Raw genomic sequence first — 17,182 nt, 5'->3', positions numbered from 1 at the left:
GGGGAAGCCGGTGGCGCGCTACTTTCGAGAAGGAATCGGTGGACTCATGGCTGGCAACACCTCCGGAGATATCTCCGACAGCAAGTTCCTGACCGTTGCCGAGGTGGCCGCGATGATGCGTGTCTCCAAGATGACCGTCTACCGACTCGTCCACAGCGGGGAGCTCCCCGCCGTCCGCGTGGGGCGCTCCTTCCGGGTGCGGGAGGACGACGCCAACGACTACCTGAAGAACTCCTTCTACAACGCCGGCTGAGCTGCCGGTCTCGCCGCCCGTCACCGATTCCCCACGGTCCTTCCCGTCCGGTTAGGCTTGGCCGGTCCGGCGGCCCCTGCCGTCGGTGAACAGGAAGGTTTCCCGTGGGTTCTGTCATCAAGAAGCGCCGCAAGCGCATGGCCAAGAAGAAGCACCGCAAGCTGCTGAAGAAGACGCGCGTCCAGCGTCGCAAGCTCGGCAAGTGACGCGCTAGCCGCGGTCGTTGCGGTCGGCGTAGGTGACATGACGGAGCGCGCCGGACGGGTCGTCCTGGTCACCGGGGTCTCGCGTGACCTCGGGCGCAGGTTCGCGCGCGCCGCCGCCGAGCGCGCCGGCGTGGAGCGGGTCATCGGCGTCGACGTCGTCCCGCCCCGCGGCGACATCGGCGGGATGTCCTTCGTCCGCGCCGACATCCGCAACCCGGTGATCGCCAAGGTGATCGCCAAGGAGGACGTCGACACCGTCGTCCACATGAGCATCATCGCCACCCCGGGCAGCACCGGCGGACGGACGATGATGAAGGAGCTCAACGTCATCGGGACGATGCAGCTCCTCGCCGCCTGCCAGAAGGCCCCCTCGGTCCAGCAGCTGGTCGTGAAGTCGACGACCACCGTCTACGGATCCAGCAACCGCGACCCGGCGATGTTCGCCGAGGAGATGGAGCCGCGGCGCAGCGCCTACGGCGGCTACGCCAAGGACGTCGCCGACATCGAGGGCTACGTGCGCGGCTTCGCGCGGCGCCGGCCCGACGTCTGCGTCACGACGCTGCGGTTCGCCAACGTCCTCGGTCCCCGGGTCGACAGCCCGCTGGCGACGTACCTCCGGCTGCCGGTCCTGCCGACCGTCCTCGGCTTCGACCCGCGGATGCAGTTCCTGCACGAGCGGGACCTGTACGCCGCCCTCGGCCACGCGATCAGGTCGCGGGTACCGGGCACCTTCAACGTCGCCGGCGACGGCATCCTCACGCTCTCGCAGGTCGCGCGACGGATGCAGCGGCCGACCCTGCCGCTCCCGGGCCCGGTCCACAGCCTCCTCCGGCAGACCCGGGTCGCCGAGCTGCCACCCGAGCTGCTCGGCTTCCTCACCTACGGCCGCGGCGTCGACACGACCCGGATGCGGGCCGAGCTCGGCTTCGAGCCGGCCTACACGACGGCCTCGGCCCTCGCCGACTTCGCAGCCTCGACGACGCCCACGGGCGGCCGGACCGACCGGCTCCTGGCCGAGCTCGAGCACCGTCTGCCCGCAGCCCCGATCCGAGGAGAGGTTCCGCTCAGTGGCTGACGCAGAGATCATCCCGCTCGGCACCCGTGGAGAGCCGGGACGCGGAAGCGGCCGGTCGTCGTCCTCGGCCGCTCGCCGGCTCGCCGGGGGTGCCGGGGCCTCCCGGCCCGCGCGCCGGAAGAAGACCGATGGGGCCGAGGAGCCGGACGGCGTACGCGACGCCGTCGGGCAGGACCCCGCCGCGCAGCCGGACTCCGCCGCGCCTGAGGCCGCCGAGCCCGATGGCAGCGCGCCCGGCTCCACTGAGCCCGGCTCCACTGAGCCCGACGCCACTGAGCCCGACGCCACTGGGCCCGACGGCACCGGCGCGGAGCATGAGCCCACGCAGGTGGCGACCACGACCGACCGCCACCCGCTCGGCGGCATCCCGCCGGCCGACTGGCAGGCGGCGCTCGACAGCGCCGCACGGGAGGTCTTCGGCACGGACTGGGAGCCGCAGCTGGCGCGCTTCCTGGCGTTCCTTCGCCGGCGCGTGACCGGGCAGTACGACGTCGACGACTACGGCTTCGACCGGGAGCTGACCGAGCGGTTCCTGCTCGCGATGCTGCGCCCGATCAAGGAGAAGTGGTTCCGGATCGAGGTCCGCGGGATCGACAACATCCCCACCGACGGCGGCGCGCTCGTGGTGTCCAACCACTCCGGCACGCTGCCCATGGACGGGCTGATGACGATGGTGACGATCCACGACCACGTCGGTCGCGACCTGAGGCCGCTGGGTGCCGACCTGGTCTTCAGGATGCCGTTCATCGGCATGCTCGCCCGCAAGGCCGGCGCCACGCTCGCGTGCAGCGAGGACGCGGAGCGGATGCTCTGCGACGGCGAGCTCGTCGGCGTCTGGCCGGAGGGGTTCAAGGGCATCGGCAAGCCCTACAGCGAGCGTTACAAGCTGCAGCGGTTCGGCCGCGGCGGCTTCGTCTCCGCCGCGCTGCGCACCGGCGTACCCATCGTCCCGCTCGCCGTCGTCGGCGCCGAGGAGATCTACCCGCTCGTCGGCAACATCCCCGCACTGGCGAAGGTGCTCGGCATCCCATACCTCCCCATCACGCCGTTCTTCCCCCTCCTCGGCCCGCTCGGGATGATCCCGCTGCCGTCGAAGTGGCTGATGGAGTTCGGCGAGCCGATCCGCACCGACGCGTACGACGACGGCGAGGCCGACGATCCGATGCTGGTGTTCAACGTGACCGACCAGGTGCGCGAGACGATCCAGCAGACGCTCTACTCGCTGCTGATGCAGCGGGAGTCGGTCTTCCGCTGACGCCGCGCGATGTGAGCGGCTCCTGCGTCAGGAGCCGCCGCCGAGCAGGCCGCCCACGCCGTCGGTGACGCCTCCGACGACCTTGTCGACACCGTCGACGACCCCACCGACGGTGTCACCGACCGCGCCGCCGTTGCCGGAGTCGGTCGAGCCGGAGTCGTCGGATCCCGAGTCGGAGGAGCTGCCCGAGCCGTCGTCGGAGCTCGAGCCACCGCCGAGCACATTCCCGAGGAGTCCACCGCCGGAGCCGCTGCCGGAGCCGCTGTCGGTCGACGAGCTGTCGTCGGACGAGCCACTCTGAGAGGACGAGCCCGACCCGGAGCCCGTCGACTGCTTCGACCCCGTCGCGCCGCCGCCCTGGCCGGCGCCGACGGTCGCCGGGAGCAGGTCCTCCGGGTTGATGGAGGGCAGCGAGACGCCGGGCTGACCGTTGCCGGCGGCGCCGGTGGCGTCGGACGCCGTGCTGTTGAGCGACTGTGAGACGGCGTGCAGGAGGTTCTGCGGAAGCTGCGTGATGCCGGGACCCGAGCACTCCGGGCACACCGCGGCGGCGGCCTGGTCGATGAGCAGCAAGGTCTGGGCCGCGTCGGCGAGGGCGCCCTGCGCAGCCTCGGGAACCTGCGCCTGCAGGTCGGAGAGCCGACTGATCCCGTCCGCGGCGAAGCTGCGGAGGTCCTCGACCGGCTTCGCGTCGCGCGAGTCCTTGTAGTCGCCGAGGAGCAGGTCGGAGGCGGTCGTCGCCTGCGAGGCGAAGGACTCCAGGGTCTTGCTCACCGTGTCGGCGTCCGCGGGCCTGGCCTTGTCGTGGGTGAGCCGATGGACCTCGTCGAGGCGGGTGCCGGCGTCGTGGAGCAGTGTCGAGCCCTTCGACTCGTCGCCGACGCTGAAGCCGGTCTTGAGGTTCTCGATCGCCCGCTTGACCGGGTAGAGCGTCTCGCCGGGCAGCGCGCCCTGGGAGGCCAGCGCGGTGCCGGCCGTGCCACCGACGATCGCCAGCGCCGCCAGCCCGGCGGTGAGGCGCCGCGAGCGGCGGCTGCGGGATCCGGGAGCCCCACCGACGGTGAGCCGCCTCTCGATCGTGGACGCGGCCGGCGCGAGCTCGGTCTCCGCCGCGACCATCAGCCGCTCGCGCAGCGCGGTCGAGAACGCCGCCCGCGGCTCGACGGCCGGGAGGTCGCGCAGCTCGCGGGCGAGCTCTGCCAGCTCGGCGAGGTCGGCCGGGGTGGCCTCGCCGCGGGTCGGGGTGCCCTCGACCAGGCGGTGGAACTCGTCGGCGCGTCGTCGCGTCGGGAACGCCGGGCTCATCAGTGTCGTCCTCGGATCGGACCGGTGGTGCTGCGGGGGAGGAGCCGCGTCGCCGCGGCTGCTGACACCAACGATGCCGCGGGCGCAAAGGTTACGCCGGTGAGCGCGGTGCGGAGTGAGCTCTCCATCACCCTCGGAGCCCCTCCGGCATCAGCTTCGCCAGGTTGCGGACCCCTCGGAGCTGGAGCTGCTTGACGGCGCCGTCGCTGCGGCCGAGGACGGAGGCCGTCTCGGCGATGCTGAGGCCCTGGAGGAAGCGCATCACGACGCAGTCGCGCTGCTCGTCGGGGAGCTTGGACAGCGCCTCGAGCAGGATCTCGTTGGTGATGCTCGCAAGCACCGCCGACTCCGGTCCGTCCGTCGCGTCGTCGTGCAGCCCCATGTCCTCGGTCGTCAGCTCGAGGCGGGTGCGGCCGGCCTTGAAGTGGTCGGTGGCGAGGTTGCGGGCGATCGTCATGAGCCAGGCCCCGAAGTCCTTGCCCTGCCACCGGAAGCCGGTCATCGAGCGCAGGGCGCGGAAGAAGGTCTCCGAGGTGAGGTCCTCGGCGAGGGTCACGGACCGGGTGCGGTAGAAGAGGAAGCGGTAGACCGAGCCGTGGTAGTGGTCGTAGAGCATCCCGAACGCCTCGGAGTCGCCCTTGCGGGCGAGCTCGACGAGGGCGATGAGGCGGGTGCGGTCCTCCTCGGACTCCTCCGAGGAGGCGGCCCGGTCCTGGTCGCTCCCGCCGCCGTCGTACGCCGCAGCGGGGAGGTCGGTGCTCGAGCCGCTGCCTCCGTGCGGGGTGCCGGTGTCGGCCTTGCTGAGCAGGACGCCGGCGCCGGCGAGGGCCGGGACGAGTCGCGGCGTCGGGTCCGCCGTCTCCGCCAGCACCCGGGCGACCTCCGCGCGCAACGCGCTCAGACCCCGGGCGATGTCGCCGGCCTGCCACGGCATATGGGTTCCCTCCCCGGATGTGCTCCCCCGCTGCCCGGGCCACTGTACGTCCCGGGCCGTTGCCGTGTCAGGTGTCTCAGTAAAGAATTCAGCGCTTGCGGGGCCGGAGCGCGACGCCGGCGGCGACAGCGCCGGTGGCGACACCGCCGAGCCCGGCCGCGATCATCCCCGCCCGCGCCGCCTTCCGCCCGGTGCGGTAGTCGCGGATCCGCCAGCCCATCGCCCGCGCGTGGGCACGCAGCTTGTGATCGGGGTTGATGGCGCACGGGTCGCCGACGAGGGAGAGCATCGGCAGGTCGTTGGCCGAGTCGGAGTACGCCGAGCACTGCGCCAGGTCGAGACCCTCCCGGGCGGCGAGCGCCTTGACCGCCTCCGCCTTCGCCGGCCCGTGCAGCATGTCGCCGACCAGGCGACCGGTGTAGACGCCGTCGGCGTGCTCGGCGACCGTGCCGAGCGCCCCGGTGAGGCCGAGCCGGCGGGCGATGATCTGGGCGATCTCGACCGGGGCGGCGGTGACCAGCCAGACCCGCTGCCCGCGGTCGACGTGCGACTGGGCGAGCGCGCGGGTGCCGGGCCAGATCCGGTGGGCCATCGCCTCGTCGAAGATCTCCTCGCCGAGCTCCTGCAGCTCGGTGACGGTGTGGCCCTTGATGAACGACAGCGCGCTGTTGCGCGCGGAGTCCATGTGGGCGGGGTCCTCGACGCCGACGACGCGGAAGTACGCCTGCTTGTAGGCCGCCCCGAGGATCTCCCGTGTCGTGAAGAACTTCCGCTTGTGGAGCCCCCGCGCCAGATGGAAGATCGTCGCGCCCTGCATGATCGTGTTGTCGACGTCGAAGAACGCCGCCGCCGGGGAGTCGCCGGTCCCGCTGAGCGCGGTCTCCACCTCGGCGGCCGCCGCCGAGGCCTCGCCCGCGAGGGCGGATCGGCGCCTGAGGTCGCGGCGGCGCATCTCCTCCCGGCGGCGCTGACGGTCCCGGGCGGTGCTCACGGCGGTCACTCTAGTGCGCCGCGCCGGTGGTCCGTGCCGGCCTCCGCGGGGCACAATGGCACCGGTCAGAAAGGGAACAGCATGAGCGCCCGCATCACCCTCTACTCCAGGCCCGGCTGCCACCTCTGCGACGACGCCCGCGCGGTGATCGAGCGGGTCTGCGCCGACACCGGGACGTCGTACGACGAGGTCTCGATCGACGAGGACCCCGAGCTCAAGGAGCGCTTCGGCGAGGAGATCCCGGTGACCTTCGTCGACGGCCGCCAGCACGACTTCTGGCGGGTCTCGGAGGATCGTCTGCGCGCCGCGCTCGGGCGCCCGACCACCCGGTGAGCCCGCGGGGGGTCTCGGGATGTATCACCCCGGCCCCTGTGAGGTACCTCACCCGTGATAGAAGCCGGCGCGTCTCCTGGCTCACTCGGTTTGTTCTCGATTGCACAAACTGCCTAGAGTGAACGGGTCGCGGAGCGCGCCCGGACTGCCCACCAGCCCCCGACCGCGGCCTGTCTTGAAAGAGCTGAGAGTGACGGCACGCAGCACCACGGACTCTGCCAGGGACATCCCCGAGGCGACCGTCGCCCGACTGCCCGTCTACCTCCGCGCACTCCTCTCCCTCGCCGACCGCAACATCGCCGTCTGCTCCTCCGAGGAGCTGGCCGCCGCTGCCGGGGTCAACTCGGCGAAGCTGCGCAAGGACCTGTCCTACCTCGGGTCCTACGGCACCCGCGGGGTCGGCTACGACGTCGACTACCTGCGCTACCAGATCTCCCGCGAGATCGGCGGGACCCAGGAGTGGCCGGTCGTCATCGTCGGCATCGGCAACCTCGGGCAGGCGCTCGCCAACTTCTCCGGCTTCCGCAGCCGCGGCTTCCGGATCGTCGCGCTCCTCGACGCCGACCGGCGGCTCGAGGGCAAGGAGGTCGCCGGCATCCCGGTGCGGCCGTTCCGCGAGCTCGCCGACATCGTCACCGAGCACCAGGTCGCCATCGGGGTGATCTCGGTGCCCGCCCCGGCCGCCCAGGACGTCGCCGACGCGATGGTCCAGGCGGGCATCAGCAGCATCCTCAACTTCGCCCCGACGGTCCTCTCGGTGCCGCCGGGCGTCGACGTACGGAAGGTGGATCTCTCCATCGAGCTCCAGATCCTGGCCTACCACGAGTCCCGCAAGGCGCAGACCGAGGCCGACGGCGTCCCGTCACTCGACGGCACCGGCGCCGTCGCCATCGACCCCGACGGGGTGACGGCATGAGCGAGCGTCAGCGAGCGACCATCGGCGCTCTCAGGCCGCCGCGTCCGTATCTTTGTTGTTCTCCCACGGAGGCGGCGGCATGAGCGTCCTGGTCGTCGGCATCTCCCACAACTCCGCTCCGGTCCCGATGCTCGAGGCGGTGTCGGTGGACGCGGGCGGCCTGCAGAAGCTGGTCACCGACGTCGCCCACTGCGAGCACGTCACCGAGGCGGCCGTCATCGCGACCTGCAACCGGCTCGAGATCTACACCGAGGTCGACCGGTTCCACGGCTCGGTCGAGGAGCTGTCCCGCAAGATCATCGAGCGGGCCGGCGAGTCGGTCGAGACCATGCTGCCGCACCTCTACGTCCACTACGACGACGGCGCGGTCTCCCACCTGTTCCAGGTGGCCGCCGGGCTCGACTCGATGGCCGTCGGCGAGGCCCAGATCCTCGGCCAGACCCGCGCCGCGCTGCAGCTCGGCCAGGAGCTCGGCACCGTCGGCCCGGCCCTCAACTCGCTCTTCCAGCAGGCCCTCCGGGTCGGCAAGCGCAGCCACGCCGAGACCGACATCGACCGCGCGGCCCCGTCGCTGGTCACCGCCGCGCTCGCCCGCGCGCAGCGGGCCATCGGCCCGGTCGCCGGCAAGCGGGTCGTCATCGTCGGCGCCGGCGCCATGGCCGGGCTCGCCACCGCGACCGTCTCTCGGGCCGGAGCGGAGGACATCGTCGTCGTCAACCGCACCGAGGACCGCGCACAGCGCCTCGCCCGTGAGTACGCCGGCCGCGCCGCCGGCCTGCCCTCGCTGGCCACCGAGGTGGCCGACGCCGACCTCGTGATCACCTGCGCGGGCGCTCGCGGCGTCCTCGTGTCGACCCCGATGGTCGCCGACCGCGCCGACCGGCCGGTCGCCCTCGTCGACCTCGCCCTGCCCCACGACATCGACCCGCAGGTCGCCGACCTGCCGGGCGTCACGCTCGTCGACCTGGCCAGCCTCGCCGAGGAGCTGCACGAGTCGCAGGCGGGGCAGGAGCTCGCCGCCGTACGCGACATCGTGGCGCAGGAGGTCGCTGCCTTCCTCAGCGCCCGCAAGCAGGCCAGCGTCACCCCGACCGTGGTCGCGCTCCGCTCGATGGCCACCAGCGTCGTCGACGCCGAGATGGCCCGTCTCGACGGCCGGCTGCCCGGCCTCGACGAGTCCACCCGCGCCGAGGTCCTGCGCACCGTCCGCCGGGTCGCCGACAAGCTGCTCCACGAGCCGACGGTCCGCGTCAAGGAGCTTGCCAACGAGACCGGCGCCGTGTCGTACGCCGCCGCGCTGGCCGAGCTCTTCGCCCTGGACGCCGACGCGGTGAGCGCGGTGACCCGTCCCGACGTCCCCGAGGACGGCTCCCGCCCCGGCCGCAAGGGAAGCCGGTGACCACCCGGTGACGATCCGTCTCGGCACCCGCCGCTCCGTCCTCGCGAAGACCCAGTCGGGCCACGTCGCCGACCTCCTCCGCGAGCGCGGACACGACACGGAGCTGGTCGAGATCACCTCCGAGGGCGACCGCAGCCAGGCCGCCGGCACGCCGCTGACCGGGGCGCCCTCGCAGGGCGTGTTCGTCAGCGCGCTGCGCGACGCCCTGCTGGCCGGTGAGATCGACGTGGCCGTGCACTCCCTGAAGGACCTGCCGACCTACGCCGCCGAGGGCATCACGCTCGCCGCCGTACCCTCCCGCGAGGACCCGCGCGACGTGGTCGTCGCGCGCGACGGACTGACCCTCGCCGAGCTTCCGCAGGGCGCGAAGGTCGGCACCGGATCGCCGCGCCGGGCCGCCCAGATCAGGGCCCTCGGTCTCGGTTTGGACCTCGTCGGCGTCCGTGGGAACGTGGACACCCGAATCGGCAAGGTCCGGGCCGGTGACTACGACGCCGTCGTGCTCGCCCGTGCCGGCCTTGCTCGCATCGATCGACTGGACGAGGTCACCGAAGTGCTCGACCCGCTGCAGGTGCTGCCCGCCCCCGGCCAGGGTGCGCTGGCGGTGGAGTGCCGCGCGGACGACGCCGAGCTCCTCACCGTTCTCACGGGTCTGGACGACCCCTTCACGCGCGCGGCCGTCGAGGCCGAGCGCGCCGTACTCGCCACCCTCGAGGGTGGCTGTGCCGCTCCCATCGGCACCCTCGCCGAGGTCGTCGAGGGCGACGACGGAGCGGAGCTCTGGGTGAGGGCCGTCGTGCTCTCGCCCGACGGATCCCTCTCGATCCGCATGTCTTCGAGCGGTCCGGTCGACGACGCCGTCGGCGTCGGGACCCGGCTCGCCGAGGAGATGCTCGCCGAGGGTGCCGCAGAGCTGGATCACGAGCTGAACAAGGGCGGCGAGCCCCATCCCGCCGCTCCCGAGCTGGACAAGGTGCACAACGCATGACCGGAGCCAAGACCACCGATCAGAAGGCGGCAGCCGCCGACGCGAGCCTGGGCTGGGTGTCGTTCGTCGGCAGCGGTCCCGGCGACCCCGAGCTGCTCACCGTGAGGGCGCTCGACCTGCTCAGGCAGGCGGAGGTCGTCGTGACCGAGGCCCCCGAGCACGCCGCCATGGTCAGGCAGGTGCTCGGGCTCCCCGAGCCCGCCGAGGACGCAGACCCGGTGGACGCGGCCGCGGCCGTCGGCCCCGAGCTGGTCGACGGCGGCTTCGGCGAGGACGGCCAGCCGCTGACCCACGCGGCCCGCGCCAAGGTGGTCGTCAAGCAGGCCAAGCGCGGCCTGCGGGTCGTACGCCTCATGGCCGGCGACCCGTTCCTGTACGCCTCCGGCCCGGAGGAAGCGCAGGCCTGCGCCAAGGCCGGGATCGGCTTCGAGATCGTCCCCGGTGTCTCCTCGGTCAGCGCGGTCCCGGCGTACGCCGGCATCCCGCTCACCACGAAGGACCACCGCGAGGTCGCGGTCGTGACCTGCGGAGAGAAGGTCGACTGGAGCCAGTACGCCGACGACCGCACCCTCGTGCTGCTCTCCGGTGTCGGCCTGGTCGGCGACATCGCCAAGGAGCTGATCGCCGCCGGCCGCTCCCCGCAGACGCCGGTCGCGATGACCCGGGTCGGCACCACCACCGAGCAGGCCACCGTCACCTCGACGCTCGACAACATCGCGGCCGACGCCCGCGCCGCCCGGATGGCGCCGCCGGCCGTGATCGTGGTCGGCAAGGTCGTCGGCCTGCGCGAGACGCTGTCGTGGTTCGAGACCAAGCCGCTCTTCGGCTGGCGGGTCCTCGTGCCGCGCACCAAGGAGCAGGCGCCAGCGCTCTCCGCCAAGCTGCGCGGCTTCGGCGCGGTGCCCGAGGAGGTCCCCACCATCTCCGTCGAGCCGCCGCGCAACCCGCAGCAGATGGACAAGGCCATCCGCGGGCTCGTCGAGGGCCGCTACGAGTGGATCGCGTTCACCTCGGTCAACGCGGTCCGCGCCGTACGCGAGAAGTTCGACGAGTACGGCCTCGACAGCCGCGCCTTCTCCGGGCTCAAGATCGCCGCCGTCGGCGAGAAGACCTCGCAGGCGCTGGCCGACTGGGGCCTGCGCGCCGACCTCGTGCCCGGGGGCGACAACCAGTCGGCAGCCGGGCTGCTCGAGGTCTGGCCGGAGTACGACGAGCTGCTCGACCCGATCAACCGGGTCTTCCTGCCGCGCGCCGACATCGCCACCGAGAACCTCGTGGCCGGCCTGGTCGACCTCGGCTGGGAGTGCGACGACGTCACCGCCTACCGCACCGTCCGGGCCGCGCCGCCGCCGGCGCCGACCCGCGAGGCGATCAAGACCGGGAAGTTCGACGCCGTCGTCTTCACCTCCTCCTCCACGGTCCGCAACCTGGTCGGCATCGCCGGCAAGCCGCACGCCTCGACGGTGATCGCGGTCATCGGTCCCGCCACCGCCAAGACCGCCGAGGAGCACGGACTCCGCGTCGACGTGATGGCCCCGAAGCCGTCCATCGAGGCGCTGACCGACGCGCTCGCCTCGTTCGGCGCCGCCCGCCGGGCCGCGATGATCGAGGCCGGCCAGCCCGTCACCAAGCCGTCCGAGCGCAAGCCGGCCGGCCGCCGGAAGGCGACGAGCTCACGATGAGCATCGAGCGTCCAGTCATACGTCCCAGGCGGCTGCGGCAGACCCCTGTCCTGCGGCGGATGGTGGCCGAGACCGCCGTACGCCCGGCCAACCTGGTGCTGCCGGCCTTCGTCCGCGAGGGCGCGACCGAGCCGGTGCCGATCTCCTCGATGCCGGGCGTCGTCCAGCACACCCGCGACTCGCTGCGGAAGGCGGCGGTCGAGGCTGCCGAGGCCGGGATCGGCGGGATCATGCTCTTCGGCGTACCCACCGAGAAGGACGCCGTCGGCTCCGGCGCCGTCGACCCCGACGGGATCCTCAACGTCGCGATCGCCGACGTCGTCTCCGAGGTCGGCGACGCGATCACCGTGATGAGCGACCTGTGCCTCGACGAGTTCACCGACCACGGCCATTGCGGCGTCCTCGCCGGCGACGGCTCGGTGGACAACGACGCGACGCTCGAGGTGTACGCCGAGATGGCGCGCGCCCAGGCGTCGGCCGGCGTCCACATGGTCGGGCCGTCGGGGATGATGGACGGCCAGGTCGCCGTCATCCGGACGGCGCTGGACGAGGCCGGCCATCGGGACGTCTCGATCCTGGCCTACTCCGCGAAGTACGCCTCCGCCTTCTACGGCCCCTTCCGCGAGGCGGTCGACTCCTCGCTCAAGGGCGACCGGCGCACCTATCAGCAGGACCCGCCCAACGCCCTCGAGGGCGTCCGGGAGGCGCTGCTCGACATCGAGCAGGGCGCCGACATCGTCATGGTGAAGCCGGGGCTGCCCTACCTCGACGTCCTGCGCGCCGTCCGCGACGCCGTGGACGTCCCTGTGGCGGCCTACAACATCTCGGGGGAGTACGCCATGCTCGAGGCCGCCGCGGCCAACGGCTGGATCGACCGCCAGGCGGCCATCCTCGAGAGCCTCGCCGCCTTCAAGCGCGCCGGCGCCGACGTCATCCTGACCTACTGGGCCGTCGAGGCCGCCGGGCTGCTGCGCTGACCTGTCACGCTCGGCCTGGTCGCTGTCCACAGGCCGTGGTTGGCAGGTCTCAGCGGCGTACGCCGCGGGCATGCCTGGAGCATGGACGAGGACGGTCACTTCCAGCCCCGCTGCGATCCGCCGGTCGGGCTCGTGCGCCCGACCCGGCGCCGACCACGGACTGCCGACGACGGTGAGTACGCCGAGCGTCCGACACGCCACGAGGTGCGGCGTGGCCGGTGGCGCCAGACGAGCCACGGCTTCCACGTTCCCGCCGAGACGGACTCGTCGGTCCCCGAGCAGCGCATCCTCGAGCAGTCGATGCGGCTCGAAGGCGACGGTGCGGTGACCGGCTGGGCCGCGCTCCGGATGTACGGCGCCGCGTACTGCGACGGGCGCGCCCCCGATGGCTCCGCGCTGCAGGTGGCGCTTGTGTCGACGAGACAGCTCGCCCGGACGGACGCGAGCATCGCAACCCGGGCAGCGCTCTCCTCCGGCGAGATCCGAGTAGTCAACGGGGTGCCGTGCACGATCGTCGAGCGGGCGGTCGTCGACGAGATTCTCCGGCTCGACGACCTGCGGGAGGCCGTGGTGCTCGTCGACATGGTGATGGCGGCCCGACTGACCTCGATCAGGCGGCTCAGGTCGTACGCGAGCGGGCTCCGCGGTCGTCGCCGCGACGTTCTGCTCGCGGCAGTCGAGCTCGCCGAGCAGCGGAGCAGGTCGCCGATGGAGTCGCGGATGCGGCTGGTGTGGGTGCTCGACGCACGGCTGCCGAAGCCCGTCTGCAACCGGGTGATCTACGCCCTCGACGGCAGGGCGCTCGGCGCGCCCGACATACTCGACGTCGAGGCCGGAGTCGTCGGCGAGTACGACGGCCGCCCACAAGTCCCGGGAGCGCCATCGCCGGGACGTCGGCCGCGAGGACCGCTTCCGACGGGCCGGTCTGGAGTACCTCGCTATCGTGGCAGGCGATTCGCGGGCCACTCAGGTCGAGCGGATGCTCGCTGCGAGGGCTCGCGCGCTGGAGCTCAACCGGCCGCGCCGGTGGACCCTCGACCCGCCGAGCGGCGCCTGGATCCCTGTCGAGCGCGACCTCGACGAGGAGCTCGCCTTCGAGGACTGGCGACGTACGCAAACCGAGTGACCAAGGCCGCCACTTCCAGGTCGGAGGTGGCGGCCCTGCTCACAGTCTTGGCTCCGGGTCAGCTGCCGCCGACCAGCTTGTTGACGCAGTCCTGCAGCGTCGCTGCCTTCTCCTTGCCACCCAGCAGCGCCGCGACGGGGCTGTTCAGCACGCCCACGATCTGCGACAGCGTCCCACCCAGGACGCCAGCGTTGCTGAGCACGTCCTGAAGCTGGGCCGGGATCACCTGGCCCACGCACTTCGTGGTTGCTTCGGCCTTGGTGATCGTGTCCTCGACCGCCTGACCGCCGGCCTGGACAGCGTCGCCCGCGGCACCGACCGGGTCCGGGGCGGAGCTGTTGCCGTCCGTCGGGCCACTGCCCTTGTCGCTGCCCTTGCTGCCCGCGCCGTTGTTGCTGCTGCCGCCGGAGCCGGAGCCACCGGTGCTGGAGGTGCCCCCGGAGGAGGACGAGCTGCCGCCGGTCGAGGGTGTGGACCCGGTGCCGGCGGCGGGCGTCCCGGTGCTGGTGTGGCCGCCGGCGGCCTTGCCACCGTGCTTGGCTCCGTGACCCTTCGCCGGCGGCGCGGAGGGGGTGAAGGTCCAGTCGGTGGTGACGGTGTTGTCGGGCACCGAGGTGTAGTCGCCGGCACGGTAGGCCGAGGCGACCCCGAGGACGGTCGAGACGTAGGACTGGCTGTGGTTGTAGCGGAACACCGCGGCCCGCTGACCGCTCAGCGTGGACAGGTCGTCGTCGCCGGAGCAGAGGTAGACCGCCGTCGCGAGGGCGGCGTCGTTGATGTCCTGCGGGTTGCGCTTGCCGTCGCCGTCGGCGTCGACGCCCACCATCGACCAGGTCGACGGGATGAACTGCATCGGACCGACCGCGCGGTCGTAGGAGGTGTCGCCGTCGTAGCGCCCGCCGTCGGTGTCACGGATCAGGGAGACGGTCCTGCCGTTGAGGGCGGGGCCGAAGATCCCCGGCGTCGACAGGCCGTTCGAGGTGAGCCGGTTGCCGTCGGCCCGGCCGTGGTTGGACTCCACCCGGCCGATGGCCGCGATCAGCTGCCAGTCGAGGTGGCAGCTCTTGTCGGCGTCGTCGATGATCGTCGCCGCCCGCTGGTAGGCCGCCAGGGCGGCCGAGGGGATGCCCGACGACGAGGCGGTCGCCACGATGTCCGAGGCCTTCTTGGCGCTCAGCCCGCGGTTGCTGCCCTCAGGGGCGGACACGCTGGCCGGGGCCGAGATCGGACCCGAGGGGAGCGCCGTGCCGTCCGGGAGGCTCGCCGCCGGAGGGGTCGTGTTGGACGCGACCGCCGACGTGGTGGAGGTCAGGCCGGTGACGTTGACCGTCCACGCGGCGGAGAGGACCGCCAGCGGGACGAGCGCCGTGGCCTTGTGCAGCCGGCCGAAGCGCGGTGCGGACATCTGGTTCTCCCTCAAGTGCATCGCACTCCCCGTGCGATCCGTGCTCCCTCGTACGTCAAGCCCTAACGAAGCGTGTCACGCACAAGTTACGCACATCACGTTTGCCCAAGAAAGGCCGCTGCAAACGGCCACGATCGTGAGACGCGACTCACGGCGCTCCATGATGCGATGAGCCGAATGAAGTTTACTTGGCCGGTTGAGGAACAATGAGCCGGTGCCCACTGATGCGACGTACGACCCCGCGGGCTCCGTCCCCGCCTCCGAAGCCCTCTTCGCCCGCGCGAAGGCGGTGACCCCCGGTGGGGTCAACTCCCCGGTCCGGGCCTTCAACGCGGTCGGTGGCACGCCCCGCTTCATCCGCTCGGCCAAGGGAGCCTGGCTGACCGACGTCGACGGCAACGACTACGTCGACCTGATCTGCTCGTGGGGCCCGATGCTGCTGGGCCACGCCCACCCCGAGGTGCTCGAGGCGGTCGGCGCGGCGGTCGCCCGCGGCACGTCGTACGGCACGCCGACGGAGCCCGAGGTGGAGCTGGCCGAGGCGATCGTGGAGCGGGCCCCGGTGGAGGAGGTCCGCTTCGTCAGCAGCGGCACCGAAGCGACGATGTCGGCGATCCGGCTCGCCCGCGGCTTCACCGGCCGCGACGTCGTGATCAAGTTCGCCGGGTGCTACCACGGCCACGTCGACGCGCTGCTGGCCAGCGCGGGCTCCGGCCTCGCGACGTTCGCCGTCCCCGGGACCCCGGGCGTCCCGGCGTCCAGCACCGAGCTCACCCTGGTGCTGCCCTACAACGACCGCGACGCGGTGACCAAGGCCTTCCTGGAGTACGGCGACCGCATCGCCTGCCTCATCACCGAGGCCGCACCGGGCAACATGGGCATCGTTCCGCCGGAGCCGGGCTTCAACGCCTTCCTCGCCGAGACCTGCCGGACCAACGGCGCGCTGTTCATCTCCGATGAGGTGATGACCGGCTTCCGCGCCAGCAGGCAGGGCCAGTGGGGTCTCGACGGCAAGCAGGAGGGCTGGACCCCCGACCTGGTCACCTTCGGCAAGGTGATGGGCGGCGGCTTCCCGGCCGCGGCGTTCGGCGGCCGCGCCGAGATCATGCGGCGGCTCTCGCCCGAGGGCCCCGTCTACCAGGCCGGCACCCTGTCCGGTAACCCCGTCGCCACCACCGCCGGGCTCGCCACGCTGCGGCTCGCGACAGACGAGGTCTACGCCCACGTCTCCGCCGCCGCCGAGACCGTCAAGGGCGCCGTCGCGGAGGCGCTCACCAAGGCCGGCGTAGCGCACCGGATCCAGGCGACCGGCACGATGTTCTCGGTCTTCCTGACCGACCGCGACGTGCGCAACTTCGACGACGCGAGCACCACCGACGTCACGGCGTACGCCGCCTTCTTCCACTCGATGCTCGACCAGGGCGTCTACCTCCCGCCCAGCGCGTACGAGACCTGGTTCCTCTCCAGCGCCCACGACGAGCGCGCCGTCGGGCAGATCGTCGACGCGCTGCCCGCCGCCGCCGAGGCCGCCGCAAGGGTGCAGCAATGAGCGAGCGTCAGCGAGCGAACGTCGATCCACTCGTGCCGCCGCGTCCGTATCGTTCTTGTTCTCTCACGGAGGTGGCGGCATGAGCACGCCCGACACGACCGTCCACCTGCTGCGCCACGGCGAGGTCTACAACCCGGACGGGATCCTCTACGGCCGGCGCGACGGGTTCCACCTCTCCCCGCTCGGGGTCAAGATGGCCGAGCGGATCGCCGAGCGCGTCGGCGGCCGCGACATCACCAGGATCGTCTCCAGCCCGCTCGAGCGGGCCCAGGAGACCGCGGCCCCGCTCGCCGCCGCGAAAGGGCTCGAGGTCGCGCTCGACGAGCGGGTGATCGAGTCGGGCAACTGGTTCGAGGGCATGCAGTTCGGCCGCGGCGACAGTCCGCTCAAGAGCCCGCGCACCTGGCTGAGGCTGTGGAACCCGTGGAAGCCGTCGTGGGGCGAGCCCTACAAGGAGATCGTCGCCCGGATGATGGCCGCGATCGAGGCCGCCCGCACGGCGGCCGAGGGCCACGAGGCGGTCATCGTCTCCCACCAGCTGCCGATCTGGACGACCAGGCTCGCGGCCGAGCGGCGCAGCTTCCTCCACGACCCGCGAAAGCGGCAGTGCACCCTGTGCTCGCTCACCTCGTTCCACTTCGTCGGCGACCGGCTCGCGCAGATCTCCTACTCCGAGCCGTCCGGCGACCTGATCCCCGCCAAGGACAAGCACGCGCCGTACTCCGCCGGAGGCGCACCCGAGGAGCACCGCCCCGACAGCAAGGTGCCCGAGGAGGAGCAGGCCTGAC

At 72.2% G+C, this 17,182-nt stretch carries 17 protein-coding genes; 13 read left to right on the top strand and 4 right to left on the bottom strand.

Annotation, left to right across the window (positions count from 1 at the left end; translation table 11 throughout):
• Positions 1 to 46 precede the first annotated feature (46 nt).
• The 4 genes from ABLE53_RS21560 (at position 47) to ABLE53_RS21545 (ending at position 2,789) form a co-directional block, all read left to right on the top strand.
• Positions 47 to 253, top strand: a complete 207-nt coding sequence (locus ABLE53_RS21560) for a helix-turn-helix domain-containing protein (protein ID WP_348861207.1) — start codon at positions 47 to 49, stop codon at positions 251 to 253.
• Between the two features lie 104 nt (positions 254 to 357).
• Positions 358 to 459: a 30S ribosomal protein bS22 gene (locus ABLE53_RS21555; protein WP_008356322.1), complete on the top strand. Its 102-nt coding sequence runs from the start codon at positions 358 to 360 to the stop codon at positions 457 to 459.
• Positions 460 to 496: 37 nt separating this feature from the next.
• Positions 497 to 1,534 carry an NAD-dependent epimerase/dehydratase family protein gene (locus ABLE53_RS21550; RefSeq protein ID WP_348861206.1) on the top strand — a complete coding sequence of 346 codons (1,038 nt, stop codon included), beginning with the start codon at positions 497 to 499 and terminating at the stop codon, positions 1,532 to 1,534.
• Entirely contained in the window at positions 1,527 to 2,789 is a 1,263-nt protein-coding gene (locus ABLE53_RS21545; RefSeq protein WP_348861205.1) for a 1-acyl-sn-glycerol-3-phosphate acyltransferase, read from the top strand. The genes ABLE53_RS21550 and ABLE53_RS21545 overlap by 8 nt, the downstream gene beginning before the upstream one ends.
• A 27-nt stretch (positions 2,790 to 2,816) precedes the next feature.
• Here ABLE53_RS21545 and ABLE53_RS21540 read toward each other — a convergent pair whose 3' ends face one another.
• From ABLE53_RS21540 to ABLE53_RS21530, 3 genes are all read right to left on the bottom strand, one after another.
• The gene (locus ABLE53_RS21540; protein WP_348861204.1) at positions 2,817 to 4,094 is read right to left on the bottom strand and encodes a DUF5667 domain-containing protein; all 1,278 of its coding nucleotides are present in this window, start codon (positions 4,092 to 4,094) and stop codon (positions 2,817 to 2,819) included.
• A gap of 127 nt (positions 4,095 to 4,221) precedes the next feature.
• The gene (locus ABLE53_RS21535) at positions 4,222 to 5,028 is read right to left on the bottom strand and encodes a sigma-70 family RNA polymerase sigma factor (protein WP_348861203.1); all 807 of its coding nucleotides are present in this window, start codon (positions 5,026 to 5,028) and stop codon (positions 4,222 to 4,224) included.
• A gap of 88 nt (positions 5,029 to 5,116) precedes the next feature.
• On the bottom strand, positions 5,117 to 6,019 hold the full coding sequence (locus tag ABLE53_RS21530; RefSeq protein ID WP_348861202.1) for an HAD family hydrolase: 903 nt from the start codon (positions 6,017 to 6,019) through the stop codon (positions 5,117 to 5,119).
• Between the two features lie 81 nt (positions 6,020 to 6,100).
• Here ABLE53_RS21530 and ABLE53_RS21525 point away from each other — a divergent pair, with 81 nt between their 5' ends.
• From ABLE53_RS21525 to ABLE53_RS21495, 7 genes are all read left to right on the top strand, one after another.
• On the top strand, positions 6,101 to 6,352 hold the full coding sequence (locus ABLE53_RS21525) for a glutaredoxin family protein (RefSeq protein WP_348861201.1): 252 nt from the start codon (positions 6,101 to 6,103) through the stop codon (positions 6,350 to 6,352).
• Between the two features lie 190 nt (positions 6,353 to 6,542).
• Positions 6,543 to 7,268 (top strand): redox-sensing transcriptional repressor Rex, encoded by a 726-nt coding sequence (locus ABLE53_RS21520; protein ID WP_348861200.1) that lies wholly within the window; start codon positions 6,543 to 6,545, stop codon positions 7,266 to 7,268.
• 79 nt (positions 7,269 to 7,347) lie between these two features.
• A complete protein-coding gene (locus tag ABLE53_RS21515) occupies positions 7,348 to 8,667 on the top strand; it encodes a glutamyl-tRNA reductase (RefSeq protein ID WP_348861199.1) in 1,320 nt (439 codons plus the stop codon).
• A 13-nt stretch (positions 8,668 to 8,680) separates the two neighbouring features.
• The gene (gene hemC / locus ABLE53_RS21510; RefSeq protein ID WP_348861262.1) at positions 8,681 to 9,655 is read left to right on the top strand and encodes a hydroxymethylbilane synthase; all 975 of its coding nucleotides are present in this window, start codon (positions 8,681 to 8,683) and stop codon (positions 9,653 to 9,655) included.
• Entirely contained in the window at positions 9,652 to 11,337 is a 1,686-nt protein-coding gene (locus ABLE53_RS21505) for a bifunctional uroporphyrinogen-III C-methyltransferase/uroporphyrinogen-III synthase (RefSeq protein ID WP_348861198.1), read from the top strand. The genes hemC and ABLE53_RS21505 overlap by 4 nt, the downstream gene beginning before the upstream one ends.
• Entirely contained in the window at positions 11,334 to 12,314 is a 981-nt protein-coding gene (gene hemB / locus ABLE53_RS21500) for a porphobilinogen synthase (protein WP_348861197.1), read from the top strand. Before ABLE53_RS21505 ends, hemB begins: the two co-directional genes overlap by 4 nt.
• 943 nt (positions 12,315 to 13,257) lie before the next feature.
• On the top strand, positions 13,258 to 13,440 hold the full coding sequence (locus tag ABLE53_RS21495) for a hypothetical protein (protein WP_348861196.1): 183 nt from the start codon (positions 13,258 to 13,260) through the stop codon (positions 13,438 to 13,440).
• A gap of 58 nt (positions 13,441 to 13,498) precedes the next feature.
• Here ABLE53_RS21495 and ABLE53_RS21490 read toward each other — a convergent pair whose 3' ends face one another.
• Positions 13,499 to 14,845 carry a lytic transglycosylase domain-containing protein gene (locus ABLE53_RS21490; protein ID WP_348861195.1) on the bottom strand — a complete coding sequence of 449 codons (1,347 nt, stop codon included), beginning with the start codon at positions 14,843 to 14,845 and terminating at the stop codon, positions 13,499 to 13,501.
• Positions 14,846 to 15,059: 214 nt separating this feature from the next.
• On the opposite strand from ABLE53_RS21490, the gene hemL reads away from it, so the two are divergent.
• Together hemL and ABLE53_RS21480 are read left to right on the top strand one after the other, a co-directional pair.
• Positions 15,060 to 16,394, top strand: a complete 1,335-nt coding sequence (gene hemL, locus ABLE53_RS21485; RefSeq protein ID WP_348861194.1) for a glutamate-1-semialdehyde 2,1-aminomutase — start codon at positions 15,060 to 15,062, stop codon at positions 16,392 to 16,394.
• A gap of 79 nt (positions 16,395 to 16,473) precedes the next feature.
• A complete protein-coding gene (locus ABLE53_RS21480; RefSeq protein ID WP_348861193.1) occupies positions 16,474 to 17,181 on the top strand; it encodes a histidine phosphatase family protein in 708 nt (235 codons plus the stop codon).
• Position 17,182 lies beyond the last annotated feature (1 nt).

Origin of the sequence: Nocardioides asiaticus, assembly GCF_040049175.1 — a bacterium.
Lineage (GTDB): Bacteria > Actinomycetota > Actinomycetes > Propionibacteriales > Nocardioidaceae > Nocardioides > Nocardioides cheoyonin.
This window is presented reverse-complemented; position numbering and strand designations above follow the sequence as displayed.

Bases quoted from the DNA above. Each gene is read 5' to 3' on its own strand.
- ABLE53_RS21560 (WP_348861207.1), top strand. From the start codon at position 47: ATGGCTGGCAACACCTCCGGAGATATCTCCGACAGCAAGTTCCTGACC.
- ABLE53_RS21550 (WP_348861206.1), top strand. From the start codon at position 497: ATGACGGAGCGCGCCGGACGGGTCGTCCTGGTCACCGGGGTCTCGCGT.
- ABLE53_RS21540 (WP_348861204.1), bottom strand. From the start codon at position 4,094: ATGAGCCCGGCGTTCCCGACGCGACGACGCGCCGACGAGTTCCACCGC.
- ABLE53_RS21535 (WP_348861203.1), bottom strand. From the start codon at position 5,028: ATGCCGTGGCAGGCCGGCGACATCGCCCGGGGTCTGAGCGCGTTGCGC.
- ABLE53_RS21525 (WP_348861201.1), top strand. From the start codon at position 6,101: ATGAGCGCCCGCATCACCCTCTACTCCAGGCCCGGCTGCCACCTCTGC.
- ABLE53_RS21515 (WP_348861199.1), top strand. From the start codon at position 7,348: ATGAGCGTCCTGGTCGTCGGCATCTCCCACAACTCCGCTCCGGTCCCG.
- ABLE53_RS21505 (WP_348861198.1), top strand. From the start codon at position 9,652: ATGACCGGAGCCAAGACCACCGATCAGAAGGCGGCAGCCGCCGACGCG.
- hemB (WP_348861197.1), top strand. From the start codon at position 11,334: ATGAGCATCGAGCGTCCAGTCATACGTCCCAGGCGGCTGCGGCAGACC.
- ABLE53_RS21490 (WP_348861195.1), bottom strand. From the start codon at position 14,845: ATGTCCGCACCGCGCTTCGGCCGGCTGCACAAGGCCACGGCGCTCGTC.
- ABLE53_RS21480 (WP_348861193.1), top strand. From the start codon at position 16,474: ATGAGCACGCCCGACACGACCGTCCACCTGCTGCGCCACGGCGAGGTC.